Origin of the sequence: Streptomyces gossypii (assembly GCF_025165795.1) — a bacterium.
GTDB classification, from domain to species: Bacteria; Actinomycetota; Actinomycetes; order Streptomycetales; family Streptomycetaceae; genus Streptomyces; species Streptomyces gossypii.
Genome location: NZ_JAJAGO010000014.1, coordinates 99,156 through 117,516 on the forward strand (window position 1 = coordinate 99,156; position 18,361 = coordinate 117,516).

15 protein-coding genes, 1 tRNA gene and 1 pseudogene are annotated in these 18,361 nt (G+C 69.0%); 14 read left to right on the top strand and 3 right to left on the bottom strand.

Features of this window, described 5'->3' with window-relative positions; genetic code table 11:
- Nucleotides 1-16 precede the first annotated feature (16 nt).
- The 9 genes and pseudogenes from LHJ74_RS26995 (at nucleotide 17) to LHJ74_RS27035 (ending at nucleotide 10,714) form a co-directional block, all read left to right on the top strand.
- Entirely contained in the window at nucleotides 17-1,552 is a 1,536-nt protein-coding gene (locus tag LHJ74_RS26995) for a sugar ABC transporter ATP-binding protein (protein WP_260220874.1), read from the top strand.
- Entirely contained in the window at nucleotides 1,549-2,553 is a 1,005-nt protein-coding gene (locus LHJ74_RS27000) for an ABC transporter permease (RefSeq protein WP_375546851.1), read from the top strand. The genes LHJ74_RS26995 and LHJ74_RS27000 overlap by 4 nt, the downstream gene beginning before the upstream one ends.
- Nucleotides 2,550-3,620 (top strand): substrate-binding domain-containing protein, encoded by a 1,071-nt coding sequence (locus LHJ74_RS27005; protein ID WP_260220875.1) that lies wholly within the window; start codon nucleotides 2,550-2,552, stop codon nucleotides 3,618-3,620. The genes LHJ74_RS27000 and LHJ74_RS27005 overlap by 4 nt, the downstream gene beginning before the upstream one ends.
- A 29-nt stretch (nucleotides 3,621-3,649) precedes the next feature.
- Nucleotides 3,650-4,858, top strand: a complete 1,209-nt coding sequence (locus tag LHJ74_RS27010) for a Gfo/Idh/MocA family protein (RefSeq protein ID WP_260220876.1) — start codon at nucleotides 3,650-3,652, stop codon at nucleotides 4,856-4,858.
- A 14-nt stretch (nucleotides 4,859-4,872) separates the two neighbouring features.
- On the top strand, nucleotides 4,873-5,883 hold the full coding sequence (locus LHJ74_RS27015) for a sugar phosphate isomerase/epimerase family protein (protein ID WP_260220877.1): 1,011 nt from the start codon (nucleotides 4,873-4,875) through the stop codon (nucleotides 5,881-5,883).
- Nucleotides 5,884-6,149: 266 nt separating this feature from the next.
- A pseudogene (locus LHJ74_RS27020) lies at nucleotides 6,150-7,622 on the top strand (PQQ-dependent sugar dehydrogenase); the annotation flags it as partial.
- Nucleotides 7,623-7,708: 86 nt separating this feature from the next.
- On the top strand, nucleotides 7,709-9,079 hold the full coding sequence (locus LHJ74_RS27025) for a ThuA domain-containing protein (protein ID WP_260220878.1): 1,371 nt from the start codon (nucleotides 7,709-7,711) through the stop codon (nucleotides 9,077-9,079).
- 231 nt (nucleotides 9,080-9,310) lie between these two features.
- Nucleotides 9,311-10,357, top strand: coding sequence for a sugar phosphate isomerase/epimerase family protein (locus LHJ74_RS27030; RefSeq protein WP_260220879.1), 1,047 nt, complete (start codon nucleotides 9,311-9,313; stop codon nucleotides 10,355-10,357).
- Nucleotides 10,358-10,626: 269 nt separating this feature from the next.
- Nucleotides 10,627-10,714: transfer RNA gene (locus tag LHJ74_RS27035), tRNA-Leu, on the top strand.
- Nucleotides 10,715-10,998: 284 nt separating this feature from the next.
- On the opposite strand, the gene LHJ74_RS27040 is transcribed toward LHJ74_RS27035, so the two are convergent.
- A complete protein-coding gene (locus tag LHJ74_RS27040) occupies nucleotides 10,999-11,496 on the bottom strand; it encodes a sensor histidine kinase (RefSeq protein ID WP_311203357.1) in 498 nt (165 codons plus the stop codon).
- Between the two features lie 289 nt (nucleotides 11,497-11,785).
- Here LHJ74_RS27040 and LHJ74_RS27050 point away from each other — a divergent pair, with 289 nt between their 5' ends.
- The 5 genes from LHJ74_RS27050 (at nucleotide 11,786) to LHJ74_RS34515 (ending at nucleotide 16,172) form a co-directional block, all read left to right on the top strand.
- Complete coding sequence (locus tag LHJ74_RS27050) at nucleotides 11,786-12,238, top strand: hypothetical protein (protein WP_260220881.1); 453 nt, start codon at nucleotides 11,786-11,788, stop codon at nucleotides 12,236-12,238.
- The gene (locus LHJ74_RS27055; protein ID WP_260220882.1) at nucleotides 12,205-13,350 is read left to right on the top strand and encodes a peptidoglycan-binding protein; all 1,146 of its coding nucleotides are present in this window, start codon (nucleotides 12,205-12,207) and stop codon (nucleotides 13,348-13,350) included. The genes LHJ74_RS27050 and LHJ74_RS27055 overlap by 34 nt, the downstream gene beginning before the upstream one ends.
- A complete protein-coding gene (locus tag LHJ74_RS27060) occupies nucleotides 13,347-14,054 on the top strand; it encodes an ABC transporter ATP-binding protein (protein WP_260220883.1) in 708 nt (235 codons plus the stop codon). Before LHJ74_RS27055 ends, LHJ74_RS27060 begins: the two co-directional genes overlap by 4 nt.
- Entirely contained in the window at nucleotides 14,048-15,238 is a 1,191-nt protein-coding gene (locus LHJ74_RS27065; protein WP_260220884.1) for an ABC transporter permease, read from the top strand. The genes LHJ74_RS27060 and LHJ74_RS27065 overlap by 7 nt, the downstream gene beginning before the upstream one ends.
- Before the next feature lie 418 nt (nucleotides 15,239-15,656).
- Complete coding sequence (locus tag LHJ74_RS34515) at nucleotides 15,657-16,172, top strand: hypothetical protein (RefSeq protein ID WP_375546848.1); 516 nt, start codon at nucleotides 15,657-15,659, stop codon at nucleotides 16,170-16,172.
- Nucleotides 16,173-16,284: 112 nt separating this feature from the next.
- Here the strand turns inward: LHJ74_RS34515 and LHJ74_RS27075 are convergent, their stop codons facing one another.
- Together LHJ74_RS27075 and LHJ74_RS27080 are read right to left on the bottom strand one after the other, a co-directional pair.
- Nucleotides 16,285-16,962: a response regulator gene (locus LHJ74_RS27075; RefSeq protein ID WP_260220885.1), complete on the bottom strand. Its 678-nt coding sequence runs from the start codon at nucleotides 16,960-16,962 to the stop codon at nucleotides 16,285-16,287.
- Nucleotides 16,963-18,147: a sensor histidine kinase gene (locus LHJ74_RS27080; RefSeq protein WP_260220886.1), complete on the bottom strand. Its 1,185-nt coding sequence runs from the start codon at nucleotides 18,145-18,147 to the stop codon at nucleotides 16,963-16,965.
- Nucleotides 18,148-18,361 lie beyond the last annotated feature (214 nt).

Consider the following 18,361-nt stretch of genomic DNA (forward strand, 5'->3'; position numbering starts at 1 on the left):
CCTCGCGAGGAGACTGATGGCACCACTGCTCACGATGTCCGGAATCACCAAGTCCTTCCCCGGCGTGCGCGCACTCGACGGGGTGGACCTCGAGGTCGAACCGGGCGAAGTCCACTGTCTCCTGGGCCAGAACGGCGCCGGGAAGTCCACGCTCATCAAGGTCCTCTCCGGCGCGCACCAGCCCGACGAGGGCGAGATCACCTGGCAGGGTTCGACGGTGCGGCTGACCGACCCGGTGGCCGCCATGCGCCTCGGAATCGCCACCATCTACCAGGAACTCGACCTGGTGGAGCACCTGTCGGTGACCGAGAACGTCTACCTCGGACACGAGATAGCCACCCGGGGCTTCGTCCGCCCCCGGGAGGCACGCAACCGTACGGCGAAGCTCCTGGCCCGGCTCGGCCACGCCGAGATCGACCCCGGTGCGCTGGTCGGCTCACTGCCCGCCGCCGGGCAGCAGATCGTGTCCATGGCACGCGCCCTCTCCCACGAGGTGCGTCTGATCGTGATGGACGAGCCCTCGGCGGCCCTCGACCCGGACGAGGTCGACAACCTCTTCCGGATAGTCGAGGACCTCACCTCCGAAGGGGTCGCCGTCGTCTACATCTCGCACCGTCTGGAGGAGATCCGCCGGATCGGAGACAGGGTCTCCGTACTCAAGGACGGCCGGGTCGCCGCCAGCGGCCTGCCCGCCAGCACGACCGACACCCGCAAGGTCGTGTCACTCATGACCGGCCGGGACATCGAGTACGTCTTCCCCGAGCGGCGTCCCCAGCCCGCGGCCGACGCGGACCCCGTGCCCGCCGCTGCCTCGCCGACCCCGCTGCTGCGCGCCGAAGGGCTCACCCGCGAGGGCGAGTTCGCCCCCTTCGACCTGGAGCTGCACGCGGGCGAGATCGTCGGACTCGCCGGGCTCGTCGGCTCGGGACGATCGGAGATCCTGGAGACCCTCTACGGCGCCCGCCGTCCCACCGCGGGCAGCATCTTCATCAACGGCGAGCCGCTGCGCCTCGGTTCGGTACCGGCCGCCGTCCGCGCCGGTATCGGCCTCGCCCCCGAGGAACGCAAGGCCCAGGCCCTGTTGATGCTGGAGTCGGTCACCCGGAACGTCTCCGTCTCCTCCCTGTCCCGCTTCTCCACCGGCGGATGGCTGGACCGCTCGACTGAGCGCAGCGCCGCCCTCGCCGGCACCCGCGACCTGTCGCTGAGTCCCGACGACCCGGACCGTCCGGTCCGCACCCTGTCCGGCGGCAACCAGCAGAAGGTCGTCCTCGCCCGCTGGCTGCTGCGCAAGTGCCGTGTACTGCTGCTCGACGAGCCAACCCGCGGCGTCGACGTCGGTGCCCGTGCCGAGCTGTACGCCGTGATCCGCCGTCTCGCCGACGAGGGCGTCGCCGTCCTGATGGTCTCCAGCGAAGTCCCCGAGGTCCTCGGCCTCGCCGACCGGGTGCTGGTGATCCGCGAAGGACGGATCGTCCACACGGCCCCCGCCCCGGAGCTCGACGAGCATCGGGTACTCGACCTCGTCATGGAAGGAAACCCGACGTGCTGAGCACCACGACCAGTCCAGGGAAGGGGAGTCCGCCGCCGCCGGCCAAGTCCCGGGCCAAGGTGGCGGTCGGCCGCCTCGACCTGGGCCACGTCTCCCTTGTCGCCGTTCTGGCAATCCTCACCCTGGTCGGCGGGCTGACCAAACCGAGCGAGTTCCTGAGCACCGACAACCTCCAGCTCATCCTCACCCAGGCTTCGGTCATCGGCGTGGTCACCGTCGGGGTCACCTTCGTGATCATCGGCGGCGGCATCGACCTGTCCGTCGGCGCGATCGTCGCGCTCTGCTCCGTATGGGCCACCACGGTGGCCACCCAGGAGTACGGACTCCTCGGCATCCTGGGCTGCGCCGTGCTCGTCGGCGTCGGCTGCGGGCTGATCAACGGAATGCTCATCGCCTACGGGCCGATGGTCCCCTTCATCGCCACCCTCGCGATGCTGGCCTCCGCACGCGGTCTCGCGGAGCAGATGAGCGACGGCAAGACCCAGATCGTCACCGTGAACTCGGTGCTCGACCTCGGGCTTCCCGACGCCTACGTGCTCGGTGTGCCGCCGCTGGTGATGATCTTCGCCGCCGTCAGCATCATCGGCTGGCTGGTGCTCAACCGCACCACGTTCGGCCGGCGCACCGTGGCCATCGGCGGCAACCCCGAGGCGTCCCGCCTCGCGGGCATCGCGGTCAAGCGGCAGCGGCTGATGCTGTATCTGCTCTCCGGCCTGTGCTGCGGCATCGCCGCCTTCATGCTGATCGTCCTGACCGGCTCCGGCCAGAACAGCAACGGCAACCTCTACGAACTCGACGCCATCGCCGCCGCGATCATCGGCGGCACGCTGCTCAGCGGCGGCCGGGGCACCATCACCGGCTCCGTGCTCGGCGTCCTCGTCTTCACCACCATCACCAACCTGTTCGCGCTCAACAACCTGGAGAGCGCCGTCCAGCAGATCGCCAAGGGCGCCATCATCGTCGCCGCCGTACTGATCCAGAAGGGTCGTAAAACACCATGAGAAAGATCGCGCGGACCCCGTCCAGCCCGCTGCTCTCCTCCCGAAGAGGACTGATCTTCGGAACCGCCGCCGCAGGCGCGCTGCTGGCCACCGGGTGCACCAGCAACGAGAGCAACGACGAGTCGGACTCCGAGAACAAGCAGGCCGCGGACACCGACGACAAGAAGCCGGGCAAGAAGGTGACGATCGGCTTCGCCGGGCCGCAGGCCGACCACGGCTGGCTGAACGCCATCAACGACCAGGGCAAGCAGCGCGCCGAGGAGTACGAGGACGTCACCCTCGTCAACACCGAGGGCTCCAACGACACGGCGCAGCAGATCGGCCAGATCGAGACCCTCATCAACAAGAAGGTCGACGTCCTGGTCATCCTCCCGGCCGACGGCAAGGCCCTGACCCGGGTCGGGCTCAAGGCCATGCGCGCGGGCATCCCCGTCATCAACCTGGACCGGGTCTTCAACTCGCCCCAGGCGTACCGCTGCTACGTCGGCGGTGACAACTACGGCATGGGCCTGAACGCCGGGCACTACATCGGTGAGCAGCTCAAGGACAAGAAGAACGCCAAGGTCGTCGAACTGGCCGGCACGGACAGCCTGGAGCTGACCGGGCAGCGGACCAAGGGCTTCGACGACGCCCTCAAGAACTACTCCAACATCAAGAAGGTGGCCCGGCAGTCGGCCGAGTTCACCGTGGAGTCCGGCCAGTCGAAGATGGCCGAACTGCTCCAGGCGGAGTCCTCGTTCGACGCGCTGTGGAACCACGACGACGACCAGGGCGTCGGCGCCGAGCGGGCCATCAAGCAGGCCGGCCGCGACGAGTTCATCATGGTCGGCGGCGCGGGCTCCAAGCACGTGATGGACGCCATCAAGGCGGACAACACGGTGCTCAAGGCCACCGTCCTGTATCCCCCCACCATGGCTGCCTCGGCCATCGACCTGGCCCGCGCGCTCGGCCAGGGCAAAGGGGTGAGCGGTCTCGCGTCGCTGGAGATTCCGGCCTCGCTGACCCTCTACTCCGCCGTGGTCACCAAGGACAACGTCGACGAGTACCTGCCCTCCGGCTTCAGCTGACAGGTACGTCCCCGACAGGGAGGAGCTACATGCCGTACGACAACTCCGCGCCCGCTCTGGGCGTGGGCATGATCGGCTATGCCTTCATGGGCGCCGCCCACTCGCAGGGCTGGCGCACCGTGGGCAGGGTCTTCGACCTGCCGCTGAGCCCCGTCATGAGCGCCGTGTGCGGTCGTGATCCGGAGGGGGTCAAGGCGGCGGCCGGCAGGCTGGGATGGGCGGCCGCCGAGACGGACTGGCGGGCACTGATCGAGCGCGACGACGTCCAGCTCGTCGACATCTGCACACCCGGCGACAGCCACGCCGAGATCGCCATCGCCGCACTGGCGGCGGGCAAGCATGTGCTCTGCGAGAAGCCGCTGGCCAACTCGGTCGAAGAGGCCGAGGCCATGGTCGAGGCCGCCCGAGCCGCCCGCGAGCGCGGCCAGTTGGCGATGGTCGGATTCAACTACCGCCGTACACCCGCGCTCGCGCTGGCCCGCCGCATGGTGGCGGAAGGGCGCCTGGGCACCCTGCGGCACGTCCGGGTCACCTACCTGCAGGACTGGCTGGTCGACCCGGACTTCCCGCTCACCTGGCGGCTGCGCAAGGAGACGGCCGGTTCGGGCGCGCTGGGCGACCTCGGCGCCCACGCCGTCGACCTCGCCCAGCATCTGGCGGGCGAGCCGCTGGCCGGGGTGTCCGCGCAGTCGGTCACCTTCGTCGGCGAACGCCCGCTGCTGGACGGCCAGTCCGGCGTCCGGGCCGGGGCGCGCAACGACGCCCCGAGCGGGGCGAGGGGCCCGGTCACGGTCGACGACGCGGCGGTCTTCCACGGCCGCCTCGCCTCGGGTGCGATGGCCTCCTTCGAGGTCAGCCGCGTCGCGGCGGGCCGCAAGAACGCGCTGTGCGTGGAGCTGAACGGGACGCTCGGCTCGCTGACCTTCGATCTGGAGCGGCTCAACGAGCTGAACTTCTACGACAACACGCAGGACCCGGCCGAGGCGGGCTTCCGCCGCATTCAGGTCACCGAGTCCGCCCACCCCTACCTGGAGGCGTGGTGGCCGCCGGGCCACGGGCTCGGCTACGAGCACACCTTCGTGCACCAGGCGCGCGATCTGGTGCACGCGGTCGCCGAAGGGAAAGGCCCCCAGCCGGACTTCGAGGACGGCCTGCGGGTCCAGCGGGTGCTCGCCGCAGTCGAGGAGAGCGCCGAGAAGAACTCCGTCTACACCCCCATCCCGGGCTCACCGGCCTGAACTAGGAGTGCACGATGCCGCGATCCTTCACGCTCTTCACGGGGCAGTGGGCGGACCTGCCACTGGAGGAGGTCTGCCGCCACGCCCGCGACTTCGGCTATGACGGGCTCGAACTCGCTTGCTGGGGCGACCACTTCGAGGTCGACCGCGCGCTGAACGAGCCGGACTATCTGGAGAGCAGGCACCGGCTGCTGGAGAGGTACGGGCTGCGCTGCTGGGCCATCTCCAACCACCTGGTCGGACAGGCGGTGTGCGACAACCCGATCGACGAACGGCACCAGGCGATCCTGCCCGCCCGGATCTGGGGTGACGGCGACCCGGAGGGCGTACGTCAGCGTGCGGCGGCCGAGATGGCCGACACGGCACGGGCGGCGGCGGCGTTCGGGGTGCGTACGGTGGTGGGCTTCACCGGGTCCTCCATCTGGCACCTGGTCGCCATGTTCCCGCCCGTACCCCCGCACATGATCGAGCGTGGCTACGAGGACTTCGCCGATCGCTGGAACCCGATCCTCGACGTCTTCGACGCGGAGGGCGTGCGCTTCGCGCACGAGGTCCACCCCAGCGAGATCGCGTACGACTACTGGACGACCCAGCGCGCGCTGGAGGCGGTCGGCCGGCGGCCCGCGTTCGGGCTGAACTTCGACCCCAGCCACTTCGTCTGGCAGGACCTCGATCCCGCGGGCTTCCTCTACGACTACCGGGACCGGATCTACCACGTCGACTGCAAGGAGGCCCGCCGCCGCCTGGACGGGCGGAACGGCAGGCTGGGTTCCCATCTGCCCTGGGGCGACCCGCGCCGTGGCTGGGACTTCGTCTCGGCCGGTCACGGCGACGTCGCCTGGGAGGACGTCTTCCGGATGCTGCACTCCATCGGCTACGACGGCCCCGTCTCGGTGGAGTGGGAGGACGCCGGGATGGACCGGCTCCAGGGCGCGCCGGAGGCGCTGCGGCGCCTGAAGGCGTACGACTACGAACCTCCCTCCACCTCCTTCGACGCCGCTTTCGGCGGGGCGGAGGACGCCTGACCGGCGGCCAGGGCAGGGAGTCAGGCGCGACTTCGTCCAGTCAATGGATGAAGCCGACCCGGATTTTGTGAAAGGGGTTTTCGAATTCAACGAAGCTAGCTACGGTTCTTGATGTGTACGGGCCATGATCTTCCCCCTCGTTCTCCGTGCCCGTACACATCCCGGCCCGCTTCGGGGGGCCACCCCGGCGCGGCGGCGCGCGCCTGTTCCAGGCACGACGGTCGACGGCATGTCGTCAACCACCGTTACGTCCCAGGAGGACAAGCGTGCACAGGAAAACCCACAGGCTCCGCACCCGAGTAGCTGTTCTCGCCAGCGGTGTGCTGGTCGGAGGTCTCGCGGTCGGGGTTCCTCCCACCCAGGCCGCACCGTCACCCGGCACCCCCGCCGACGCAGCCTCGGCGGTCGACTTCACCCAGGTCACCATGGCGAAGGGCGAGCCCGAGATGGGCGAGCCGATGACCCTGGACGTGCTGCCGGACCGCTCCGTACTGCACACCTCCAGGGACGGCACGGTCCGCCTGACCGACGCCGCCGGCAACACCTCCGTAGCGGGCGAGATCCCGGTCTACACCCACGACGAAGAGGGACTCCAGGGCGTCGGCATCGACCCCGGTTTCGTCAAGAACCGCTTCGTCTACTTCTATTACGCGCCCCCGCTGGACACTCCGGAGGGTGACGTCACCGAGACCGGGAAGCCGGCCGACTGGGAGCCCTTCGACGGCCTCAACCGCCTGTCCCGGTTCGTCCTGGGCAAGGACGGAAAGCTCGACCTCGGCAGCGAGAAGCAGATCCTCGACGTCCCCGCCAACCGCGGTCTCTGCTGCCACGTCGGCGGTGACATCGCCTTCGACTCCCGCGGCAACCTGCTGCTCTCCACCGGGGACGACACCAACCCCTTCCAGTCGGACGCGTACACCCCGATCGACGAGCGCGCCGACCGCAACCCCGCCTTCGACGCCCAGCGTTCGTCGGCGAACACCAACGACCTGCGCGGGAAGATCCTCCGCATCGACGTCGACGCGGACGGCACCTACGACATCCCCAGGGGCAACCTCTTCCACCGGCACAGCAAGAAGGCCCGCCCGGAGATCTACGCGATGGGCTTCCGCAACCCCTTCCGGATGTCGGTGGACAAGAAGACCGACACCGTCTACGTCGGTGACTACGGCCCCGACGCCGCCGCTGCCGATCCCGCCCGGGGACCCGGCGGACAGGTCGAGTTCAACCGCATCACCGAGGCCGGGAACTACGGCTGGCCGTACTGCACCGGCAAGAACGACGCCTACACCGACTACGACTTCGCCGACGGCACCTCCGGTGAGAAGTTCAACTGCGCGCGCCCGGTCAACAAGTCGCCGCACAACACCGGCCGCAAGTGGCTGCCCTCGGCCAAGCCCGCCTGGATCGCCTACGACGGCCCCTCCGTACCGGAGTTCGGCGACGGCGCCGAATCCCCGATGGGCGGCCCGGTCTACCGCTACGACAAGAAGCTCGACTCGTCCGTCAAGTTCCCGAAGGCGTTCGACGGCGACAACTTCGCCGGTGAGTTCGCGCGCGGCTGGATCAAGCGCATCGAGCAGGACCGCAGGGGCAACGTGCAGTCCATCAACGACTTCCCCTGGACGGGCACCCAGGTGATGGACATGGAGTTCGGCCCGGACGGCGCCCTCTACGTACTCGACTACGGCACCGGTTACTTCGGCGGCGACGAGAACTCCGCCCTCTACCGCATCGAAGCCTCCCAGTAGCCCCCGAGGTCAGAGGCGCAGGCAAGAGGCGCACAGATCAGAGACGCAGAGATCAGAGCGATAGGGAGGAACGCATGAAGCGCACCGCACGCCTGGCAATTCTCGCGGGTGCCCTGCTCCTCGGCTCGTCCGCGATCCCCTCCGGGTACGCCGCACAGGACGACCGCCCGCACGGCGAGAAGAAGCCGATGAAAGGCGAGAACGTACTGGTCTTCTCCAAGACCGCGGGCTACCGCCACGGCTCCATCCCGGACGGAATCGCCGCCATCGAGCGGATGGGCAAGCAGAACGGCTTCAAGGTCGACGCGACAGAGGACGCCTCCCGGTTCACCCCGGAGAACCTGGAGCGCTACGACGCGGTCGTATGGCTGTCGACAACCGGCGACGTGCTCAACGACACCCAGCAGACCGCGTTCCAGGAGTACATCCGGAGCGGTGGCGGCTATGTCGGCGTCCACGCGGCTGCCGACACGGAGTACGACTGGCCGTGGTACGGCGAACTGACCGGTGCGTGGTTCGACTCGCACCCGGAGATCCAGGGCGTCACGGTGAACGTGGAGGACCACGACCACCCGGCGACCGCCCATCTGGGCGACACCTGGCAGCGCGAGGACGAGCTCTACAACTACAAGTCCAACCCGCGCGAGAAGACCCGGGTACTGGCCACCCTGGACGAAGGCACCTACACCGGCGGCAACATGGGCGACCACCCCATCACCTGGTGCCAGGACTTCGAAGGCGGCCGGTCGTTCTACACCGGGCTGGGGCACACCAACGAGTCGTTCACCGAGCCCGAGTACCAGCAGCACCTGCTCGGCGGCATCCAGTACGCCACCGGCGCCGTCGCCGCCGAGTGCGCACCAGGGGAGGACGGCGAGGAACCGGAGTACACACCGATCTTCGACGGCACCTCACTGGAGGGCTGGTCCCAGGCAGGACCGGGGTCGTTCGAACTCAGCGAAGAGGACGGCACGATCACCTCGACCGGCGGCATGGGCATGCTCTGGTACGAGGCCAGAGAACTGTCCTCGTACTCCCTGAAGCTCGACTGGCGGATGGCAGGCGACGACAACTCCGGCGTCTTCGTGGGCTTCCCGGCCTCCGACGACCCCTGGAGCGCCGTGAACAACGGCTATGAGATCCAGATCGACGCCACCGACACCCCGGACCGGACCACCGGCTCCGTCTACGGCTTCCAGTCCGCCGATCTCGAGGCCCGCGACGCCGCGCTCAATCCCCCCGGCGAGTGGAACTCCTACGAGATCCGGGTCGAGGGCGAACAGCTCCAGGTGTGGCTCAACGGCGAACTGATCAACGAGTACACGAACACCGATCCCGCCCGCAGCCTGACCGACGGCTACATCGGCCTGCAGAACCACGGGGACGCGGACGAGGTCTCGTTCCGCGACGTCCAGCTCAAGGACCTGACGCCTCCCGCGCCCTGATCCCGTCCCCCGTATCCCGTCCCCTGATCCCGTCCTCTGATCACGCCCCGACTCCGACGCCTGATCCAGCCCGGACCACCACCCCGGGGGTCCGGTCCGGCCCCCACCCGGGCCGGATCCCCCCACTTGTCGCCGACGGCCCGAGGGGGCCGCCGGCGGCGCGGTGGCGGGTGCGGGGAACGCCGACCCTCACCCGCCACCGCACCACCCGCCCCAAGGAGATGAGATCTCATGACACAGGATCCCGAACTCGACCGCAGGCTGCGCCGTCGCGGCTTCCTCGGCGTCGCGGCCGGGACCACCGCCGCCGCGCTGCTGGGCGCCACCGCCGCACCGGCCACGGCAGCCGAAGCCGGGCACGGCGGGCGCGGGCGCCCCGTCCTGCCGCCCGGACGGCTCGGCATCCAGCTCTACACCCTGCGCGACCAGGTGCAGTCCATCGGCTTCGCCCGCGTCTTCGAGGAACTGGCCCGCTACCGCTACGAAGAGGTCGAGTTCGCCGGATACACCCAGGGCACCGGCGACATCAGCCTGCGGCAGCTGCGCCGGCTCCTGCGTGACAACGGCCTCCGCGGTATCGGCAGCCACGTCGGCTACCACGCCGACGGCGGCGACCCCGGCGCGTACACCTTCGCCACCCAGCTGGAAAAGGTGCTGGACGACGCGCAGGCGATGGGGCTGCCGCACGTCGGCACACCCGCCAGTCCCAACAGGTACGGCAACACTGTCGACGCCTGGAAGCGCGCTGCCGAGGAGTTCAACACCTACGGCGCCGCCGCCCGTGCGCGCGGGATCAAGTTCTACCAGCACAACCACGCCGAGGAGTTCGGCTTCGCCGAGGACCAGCCGGACGTACGCCTCTACGACGTGCTGCTCGCCGAAACCGACCCCGAGCTGGTGTTCCTGGAGCTGGACATCTACTGGGCGTTCGTCGCCCAGTACCGGTTCAGCACCCGCCCCGACGGCACTCCGGCACCCTTCGAGCCCCTCGACTACGTAACTGCCGCACCGGACCGCTTCCCGCTCTTCCACGTGAAGGACGGCGAGCACGACGAATCCGCCACCGACGGTTACCGCATGGTGGACGTCGGCGACGGCGACATCGACTACCGCCGCTTCCTCCACGAGGTCGGCAAGGTCCCCGGCCAGCGCCGCCGCCACCACTGGCTGGTCGAACACGACGGCGCCCCCGACCCGGAGACCAACCCCGCCGGATCCCTGAGCACCGCACGCCGCTCCAGCAGGCACCTGCGCTCGCTCCGCGCCCCCGGCTGCTGACCGGCGGCGCCGTGCCCGCGGGCGACCCAGCCCCCGCACTGCAGCGCGCCGCCACCGAGACGTCGCCGTGGCCCGAGGGGGGCCGCGGCGACACCGGCGGCGGGCGAGGGGAACGCCGACCCTTCGCCCGCCGCGCCCCTCACACCGCGTGTCCGCTCACACACACCGCGGCACCACACGTTCACCCACCTTTTATGCAGGTGAGAACCACTCCGAAGTCTTGATATGGTGGTTCTCGTCGCCACGGCAAGCGCCGTGAGACAACACCTGTCCGGGTGGCGGAATGGCAGACGCGCTAGCTTGAGGTGCTAGTGCCCTTTATCGGGCGTGGGGGTTCAAGTCCCCCCTCGGACACCACCTAAAGAGGTCTCTGACCTGCAGGTTCCTACTGGATCGCAGGTCATCGTGACCAACCGCGTGACCAACACGTCAGCGATCTTGCTTCAGGCCCCGTTCGGAACCCTCGAGCGGGGCCCCGCGCATGTGCTGTCTGTTTCGCTGTGCCTTGTGCGCGGGTGCCCCTCCACGCTCCATGTGCGAGCGTGCAACGATCACCCGTGACTCATCAGCGACAGCGGCCTCTGACGGATTCACCGCAGGGCGTGAAGAGCGGCCGGGGCAACCTGACGTTGCTCTGGTGGTCACTGTGTGGCTGCATCGGGCGGCAGCCACACAGTGACCACCAGGCCTCCTCCTTCGCGTGGAACAGCGGTCACATCGCCGCCGTGCGCGCGGGCCATGTTGCGGACGATCGCGAGGCCGAGGCCCGAGCCTCGTTCGGAGTCGACCCAGTCGGCCTGTAGCCGGCGGAAGGGCTGGAAAATCGCTTCCATGTCGTAACCGGGCACGGTGGGGCCTGTGTTGGTGACAGCCAGGACTGCCGTTCCGTCGGGTTCGGCCGCTGTCGTCATGGACACCCAGCCGCCCGGATTGTTGTAGCTGATGGCGTTCTCCAGCAGGTTGTGCACGATCCGCTCCAGCATCACAGGGTCACCGCTCGTCAGGGCCGGCCCGGGGGAGAGCCGCAGCTGTATGCCGACGTCATTCGCCTCCCCGAGCCGCAGTTCCGCGACGTGACCGGCGATGTGGGCGAGGTCGACCGTGGAGCGGTCGCGGATCTCGCGGTCGCCGGACGACATCGACGGCGAACGCCTCGTCCCGCAGGCCCTCGGCCACGGCGTCGGCGAGCATCCGCTCGTCATCCACAACAAGTACACGCATGACGATCCTTGCCCCCCGTCGTACAACTGTCCGGCCCACAGGCTCGCAGGGACGGCATAACCGGGGCGTAACCAGAATCGGTTACGCGGCGGATACCCCGCTGCCCGTCTAGTTGGCCCCGCACCGGGAGAGCCCCGGAGCGGAAAGGACACTATGCGTGGGAATCGGCGCCTGTCGGCAGCTGTAGCACTGCTGAGCCTCGCCCTCATGGCCTGCGGCGGGAGCGACAGTGGCAACGAGGACTCGGTCGCCTCGGCCGGCGGCGACAAGCAGAGCAGCGGGAAGAAGCTCAGCGGCGAGGAGAAGGCCAAGAAGTACAAGGCATGCCTGGCCGAGCGCGGTGTGGCCCCGTTGAGCGGCAAGGTGGGCGAAGACGTACCCGAGCAGACGGCCTCCGAAGAGGAGGTCGAGGCCGCGCTCAAGGCATGCAAGGACTATGCGCCCACCGTGGCGGATGGCCGGAACCAGAAGCCCACCGCCGGTGAACTGGAGAACAGCCGCAAGTACGTGCAGTGCCTGCGTAAGAATGGCTACGACGCCCCGGACCCCGACCCTGAGACCGGCGGCTTGGATGTCGGCCAGGGGGACATGGGGGACCTTGACAAGCTCAAGGCGGCCAGCGAGAAGTGCCGCGACCTCAACCCGGCGAACCAGAAGTGATGGGTGCCGAGGAGTTGAGCGGCGAGGGGCCTCCCCGCCCGCGCCGCCGGGGGCGCACCTTGGCTGTCGTCGCCATCCTGGTCGTGCTGGCCGCCGGTGGTGCCACCGTCGGCTTCGGCGGGGAGCGGGAGACGGAGAGTAGGCGCAGCGATCTGCCGCCGGCCACCGCCGTTGTCACCAGGACCGACCTCGCCCAGCAGGAATCCGTCCCCGGAACCCTCGGCTACGGCGACGCCAAGCCCCTGCCGGGCGGGGCCGCCGGCACGGTGACCTGGCTGCCGCGCCCGGGGGCCACGATCAGCATCGGCGAGCCCGTGCTGAATGTCGACGGCCGTAAGGTGCCGCTGCTGTACGGCGGCACTCCTCTCTTCCGTGAGCTGAAGCCCGGAGTCGAGGGACCCGATGTGCGGCAGCTCGAGTCCAGCCTGTCCCGACTCGGCTACGTCGGCTTCACCGTCGACGACGAGTACACCTTCAAGACCGCTCAGGCACTCAAGCGCTGGCAGAAGCATCTCGGCCTGAAGGAGACCGGCACCCTCGACGCCGGTGATGCGGTCGTCGCCCGGGGAAAAGTGCGCGTGGTCAGCCTCGAGGCTCAGCCCGGCCAGACCCTGCAGCCCGGCGCCACCGTGATGCAGTACACCGGCACCGAGCGGCAGATCAGCATCGACCTCGATACCAAGAAGCAGAAGCTCGTACACAAGAACGACAAAGTCACCGTCACGCTGCCCGACGCGGCCCGTGTCACCGGCACGATCACCAGCGTCGGCACGGTCGCCACCCGCGAGGGCAGCGGGGATGACCAGGGCGACGGTGACAGCAAGTCCGTGATCAAGGTGACCGTCGGGGTCGACCGGAAGGACCGCGACAGACTCGGCACGTACGACGGTGCTCCCGTCGACGTGGGTATCACCTCGGTCGCGAAGAAGGGCGTACTGACCGTGCCCATATCGGCCCTGCTCGCCCTCGCTGAGGGAGGCTACGGCGTCGAGGTCGTGGACAACGACCGTCCCCGCGTTGTCGCGGTGAAGACCGGTCTGTTCGCACGCGGCCGTGTCGAGATCACCGGTGAAGGACTTGAGCAGGGCGACAAGGTGGGGGTGCCGAAGTGACGCGGCCCGATACTCCCGTCGTCCGCCTCGATCACGTCACCCGTGCCTACCCCGGTGGCGTCACCGCGCTCGATGACGTGTCCCTGTATATCGACCACGGCGAATTCGTCGCCATCGCGGGCCCTTCCGGGTCCGGCAAATCAACGATGCTCAACATGATCGGCACGCTGGACCGACCGAGCCGGGGCAGGGTCCTCGTCGGCGGCCATGACGTCTTCGAACTCAACGACCGCGAGCTGTCCGCGCTACGCGCCATCAGTATCGGATTCGTCTTCCAGCAGTTCCACCTGACCGCCGGGGTACCAGCCGTCGACAACGTCGCCGAGGGACTCCTGTACTGCGGCATACCTCTCACCGAGCGCCGCCGGGCGGCCCGCACCGCACTGAAGCGGGTCGGCCTGGGCCACCGCGTCTACCACCGCCCGCACCAATTGTCCGGCGGCGAGAAGCAGCGGGTGGCTATCGCCCGCGCGCTTGTCGGCAATCCGATCCTGCTGCTCGCCGATGAACCCACCGGCGCGCTCGACTCCAGGTCGGGCGACACCGTGATGAACCTGCTGCACGAGCTGCACGCCGGCGGCACCACCGTCATCGTCATCACCCACGACCGCGAGATCGCCGCGTCCCTCCCGCGTCAGGTGCATGTACGCGACGGCCGGATCGTCCGGGACACGGCCACCGAAAGCGTGGCACAGGCATGCTGAAGACCGGCCGTCTGAGCCCCCGCGACGTCGTACGCACCGGTGCCGGTGGCCTGCGCGCCCGCCCGATGCGGGTGTTCCTCTCCGCACTCGGCATCGCCATCGGCATCGCTGCCATGATCGGTGTCGTCGGTATCTCCACATCCAGCCACGCCGAACTGCAGCACACTCTCGACCGGCTGGGCACGAACCTGCTCACCGCATCGCCGGGGCAGACCTTCACCGGAGGCGAGGCCAAGCTGCCCAAGACCTCCGTCGATGCGGTGAAGCGCATCCGCCCCGTCCAGTCGGCGACCGCCACCGGCGATACGACCGCGAAGGTCTACCGCAACGACCGGGTCCCCGAGATCGAGACCGGCAGTATCAACGTCAAGGCTGCCCGCCTCGACCTTCTGGACGCGGTCACCGGGCAGCCGGCCCGCGGCAGATGGCTCAACGACGCCACCTCCGCCTACCCGGCCGTCGTGCTGGGATCGGGCGCGGCCGACCGGCTCGGTATCGGCGCCATCACACCCGGCACCAAGGTCTATCTGGGCGGCCACTGGTTCTCGGTGACCGGCGTCCTCGCTCCGGTACCGCTCGCACCCGAGCTGGACTCCGCCGCATTGGTCGGCTGGGACATCGCGGAAAGACTCCTGGGCTTCGACGGCCACCCCACCATGATCTACACCCGTACCGCCGACTCCGCCGTCGCCGACGTACGCGACATCCTCGCCGCGACCGCCAGCCCGGAGAAGCCGACCGAGGTCAAGGTCTCCCGCCCCTCGGACGCACTCGCCGCCAAGAGCGCCACCGACCAGGCGTTCACCGGCCTCATGCTCGGCCTGGGCGGGGTCGCTCTGCTGGTCGGCGGTGTCGGCGTGGCCAACACCATGGTCATCTCCGTCCTCGAACGCCGCGTCGAGATCGGTCTGCGTCGCGCACTGGGCGCCCGCCGCGGACACATCCGCACCCAGTTCCTGGCCGAGTCCCAGATACTCGCCGGCCTCGGCGGGATCGGCGGCGTCCTCCTCGGCGTCGGCGTGACAACCGCGTACGCCCTCTCCCAGGGCTGGCCCGTGGTCGTCCCCGTCTGGGCGATGGCGGGCGGAGTCGCCTCGACTCTGGTGATCGGCGCCCTGGCGGGCCTCTACCCCGCGTTCCGTGCCGCCCAGCTTCCCCCGACCGAAGCCCTGGCCACACCGTAAGGGCCACTGACGAGCCCCGCGCGCCAGTCATTTCCGAGGACTCAGCCGCACGGAATGATCCGCCCGAATTGGTGCAGATCTTGTGAGGGTGCCTCGTCGGGGTGATTCGCAAAGATCGCAGAGCTTTGCGAAGCGGTGTCCCAGGCGGAAGCCGAACTGTCCCGGCTGCAGATCACGCGGGAGACGGTGAAGCAGGGGTTGGCCTGGCGGTGCAAGGACGTGTGTGGAGCTGAAGTTGGAGAGCCCGTCACGTGGAGGGCATGCGCCCGAAGTTGAAGCGCCTGGTGGAGCGGGGGATCCTGGCCGAGACCGCGCCAGGGCTGTTCCGGGTGGACGGACGGGAGTCGGGCTGGCGAGCGCCGCCCTGGGCCTGTTCGAGCAGGTCGCCACGGATCTGACGTCTCCGGACGCCGCCGCGTTGACGCATTCAGGGCTGGAGGACCTGCTCGCGGCGCGGATGCGCAAGGTGACCCGGCAACTGTTCCAGGATCATCTGGACCTGCGCGCGGTGCGCGAGCGGCGGGCCGATCCGGTGGCCGACGCGGCCGGTGTCGATCGCACCCCGATCGAGCGGGGCCGGAGGCCACCAGCTCGGCCGATCTGCATCATCTGTGCCAGGACATGCAGATCACATGTGCTGCTGACGCTCCGTCAGCCAGCCACCAGGTGCGACGGGGGCTTGGCGCACGATCTGACATGGATGTTCCTCAAGCCCCGAAGTGGGCCGCACCTCCAGGGTCGCGCTCCTGGCCGCCGTGCGTCTGGGGCCCGCCGACGATGCGACCGCCGTCACGGCAAGCCCCGGCACCTGCACGCCGACAAGGCGTACGATGTTCCTCACCTGCGGAAATGGCTGTGGGGCAAGCACATGGGCGATGCGGTGGCGGATGCCGCGTTTGCGGAGCCATCGGCGCAGGTGGTCTTCGCGGCGTAGCGCAGTGATCAGCTTGCGGAACTGACGCGTGCCCAGCCCGGTGAACGGGCTGTCCAGGACGGCTCCATGACGCGCCCCTCGGGGCAGCGCGGCAGCCTCTGCGCCACGCTGGTCATACCTCTGCGTCGCGGACCAGGAGTGCGATCTGCACCCGGTTCTCGACCGCCAGCTTGGCGAACAGGTTGCCTGTGTGCGCCTTGACGGTCGCGATGCTGATGCGCAGCAGCTGGGCGATCTCCGGGTTGCCCAGTCCGTCCGCGATGGCCTGAGCGGTTTCGAGTTCTCGTTCGGTCAGTGTGGACAGCCGTTTCCGTGCGGCTTGGCGGGACGGGTCGCGAGCGTGAGAGGACCGCGGGCCGGTGGCTGCGGCGATCACCCGTGCCGTGGCCGCTGGAGACAGCACGGGGTTGCCGTCCGCGACGGTCCGCACCGCGTCGAGAATCTGCGGCGGTGGGGTGTCTTTGAGGACGAACCCGAGGGCTCCGGCGCGCAGTGCGCCGAGGACCAGATCGTCGGAGTCGAATGTGGTCAGCATGAGCACCCGGGGCGGCGCGGGCCGGGTGAGGAGTTCCCGGGTTGTGCTGAGACCGTCACGGCCGGGCATGCGCACGTCCATCAGTACGACGTCAGGCCGCTGCTCGTCCACCACGGTGATCGCGGCGTTCCCGTCGGCCGCTTCCGCGACGACGGTCAGGTCCGGTTCGCCGTCGATGACGAGTCGCAGCGCCATTCGCACCAGCTGGTCGTCGTCGACGATGACGATGCGCACCGGCTCCCGCTCGCTGTCCACTCAAGTTCTCTTTTCCTGGCCGTGGTTCGGCCAGGGTAGTTGTGCGGTGAGGATGTATCCGTTCTCGGGGGTCGGATGGTGATCGAGTGTTCCGCCGGCGAGATCGATTCTCTCGGTGAGGCCGAGCAGGCCGAATCCCGATGCCGGTGGTTTTGCGGTTTTTTTGGTGGCTGGGGAATTGTGGAGGCTGACGGTGAGTGTGTCGCCCGCTGTTCCTTCGAGGGTGATGTGTAGGTGTGCGCCTGGGGCGTGTTTGGCGGCGTTGGTCAGTCCTTCTTGGACGATCCGGTAGCAGGTTCGTCCGACGACGTCGGACGGTTTTCCCGTCACCGTGGTGGTGAGCGTTACGTCCAGTCCGGATGTGCGGGCGTCGGCCACCAGTTCGGGGATGTGGTCGAGGGAGGGTTGTGGTGGTTCCGGGCGGCCCGGGTCGGCCCGGAGCACAGCGAGGACATCCCGTAGTTCTTCCAGGGCCTGGTGGGAGCCGTCGGCGATGCCGCGGACGAGCACGCGGTTTTCCTCTGCTGCGAGGTCGCTGCGGTGGCACAGCACTCCGGCCTGCATGGCGACCAGAGAGATCCGGTGCGCGAGCACGTCGTGCATCTCGCGGGCGATCCGGTTGCGTTCCAGGGCACGTGCCTGCGCCGCTCGTGCGCTCTGTTCCCGCTCCGCGCTCTCCGCCCGGTCCCGCAGGGACCGCACTTCGACCCGCCGCGCGCCGATGGCCATGCCCACGGCCACCGCGATGCCCGCGGTCAGCCCCGGGACCGCGAGCTGGAACCACAACGTGCCGGGCGGGCTCTGGACCGGGTAGAACCCGGCAGCGAACTGTGACGCGGTCACGTAGGCCACCACCACGACCCCGATCTCCACCGGACGACGACGGGTGGAGAGCGAGCCCATTGCCACGAGCGCGGCTCCGGTGGCGAGTGCCGACGCCGTCGACGCGATCGCCACCGTCATGGCGACGGCGAGCGGGAACCGCCTCCGCCACAGCAGCGCCGCCAGGCAGCCGAGAGCCACCAGCGGATCACCAATGAGAAACCAGGGGCCCGTCCCGGTCGCCTGCTCCCGCGACAGCAGCACACCGGCGGAGAGCCAGACCGGCAGGCTCACTGCCGTGGCTGCCGCCAGCCGCCAGGTCTGCTGCCACCCCCCGAGCCGTGGCGCGACGTCTGTATTCACCTGGCCATTGTCGCGAAACCGTACGGCCGGTGAGTCAGACCGGGGGCTGATGTGTCCTTCGACCAGAGTCGGATCACCGTCTCGACTCCGGGCGAAGGCGATTCGAGCCGCCGGGCTGATGTGCCGGCGGCGCCCCAGGGACAGACTCGTCGAGGAGGTCGGGACGGTGATCACAGCCCTGTCCGCCCAGCGGTGATCCGCGGCGGGGCCGTCT

Coding starts and splice junctions, on each gene's coding strand:
- LHJ74_RS26995 (WP_260220874.1), top strand. CDS start 17: ATGGCACCACTGCTCACGATGTCCGGAATCACCAAGTCCTTCCCCGGC.
- LHJ74_RS27005 (WP_260220875.1), top strand. CDS start 2,550: ATGAGAAAGATCGCGCGGACCCCGTCCAGCCCGCTGCTCTCCTCCCGA.
- LHJ74_RS27010 (WP_260220876.1), top strand. CDS start 3,650: ATGCCGTACGACAACTCCGCGCCCGCTCTGGGCGTGGGCATGATCGGC.
- LHJ74_RS27015 (WP_260220877.1), top strand. CDS start 4,873: ATGCCGCGATCCTTCACGCTCTTCACGGGGCAGTGGGCGGACCTGCCA.
- LHJ74_RS27025 (WP_260220878.1), top strand. CDS start 7,709: ATGAAGCGCACCGCACGCCTGGCAATTCTCGCGGGTGCCCTGCTCCTC.
- LHJ74_RS27030 (WP_260220879.1), top strand. CDS start 9,311: ATGACACAGGATCCCGAACTCGACCGCAGGCTGCGCCGTCGCGGCTTC.
- LHJ74_RS27040 (WP_311203357.1), bottom strand. CDS start 11,496: ATGTCGTCCGGCGACCGCGAGATCCGCGACCGCTCCACGGTCGACCTC.
- LHJ74_RS27050 (WP_260220881.1), top strand. CDS start 11,786: ATGGCCTGCGGCGGGAGCGACAGTGGCAACGAGGACTCGGTCGCCTCG.
- LHJ74_RS27065 (WP_260220884.1), top strand. CDS start 14,048: ATGCTGAAGACCGGCCGTCTGAGCCCCCGCGACGTCGTACGCACCGGT.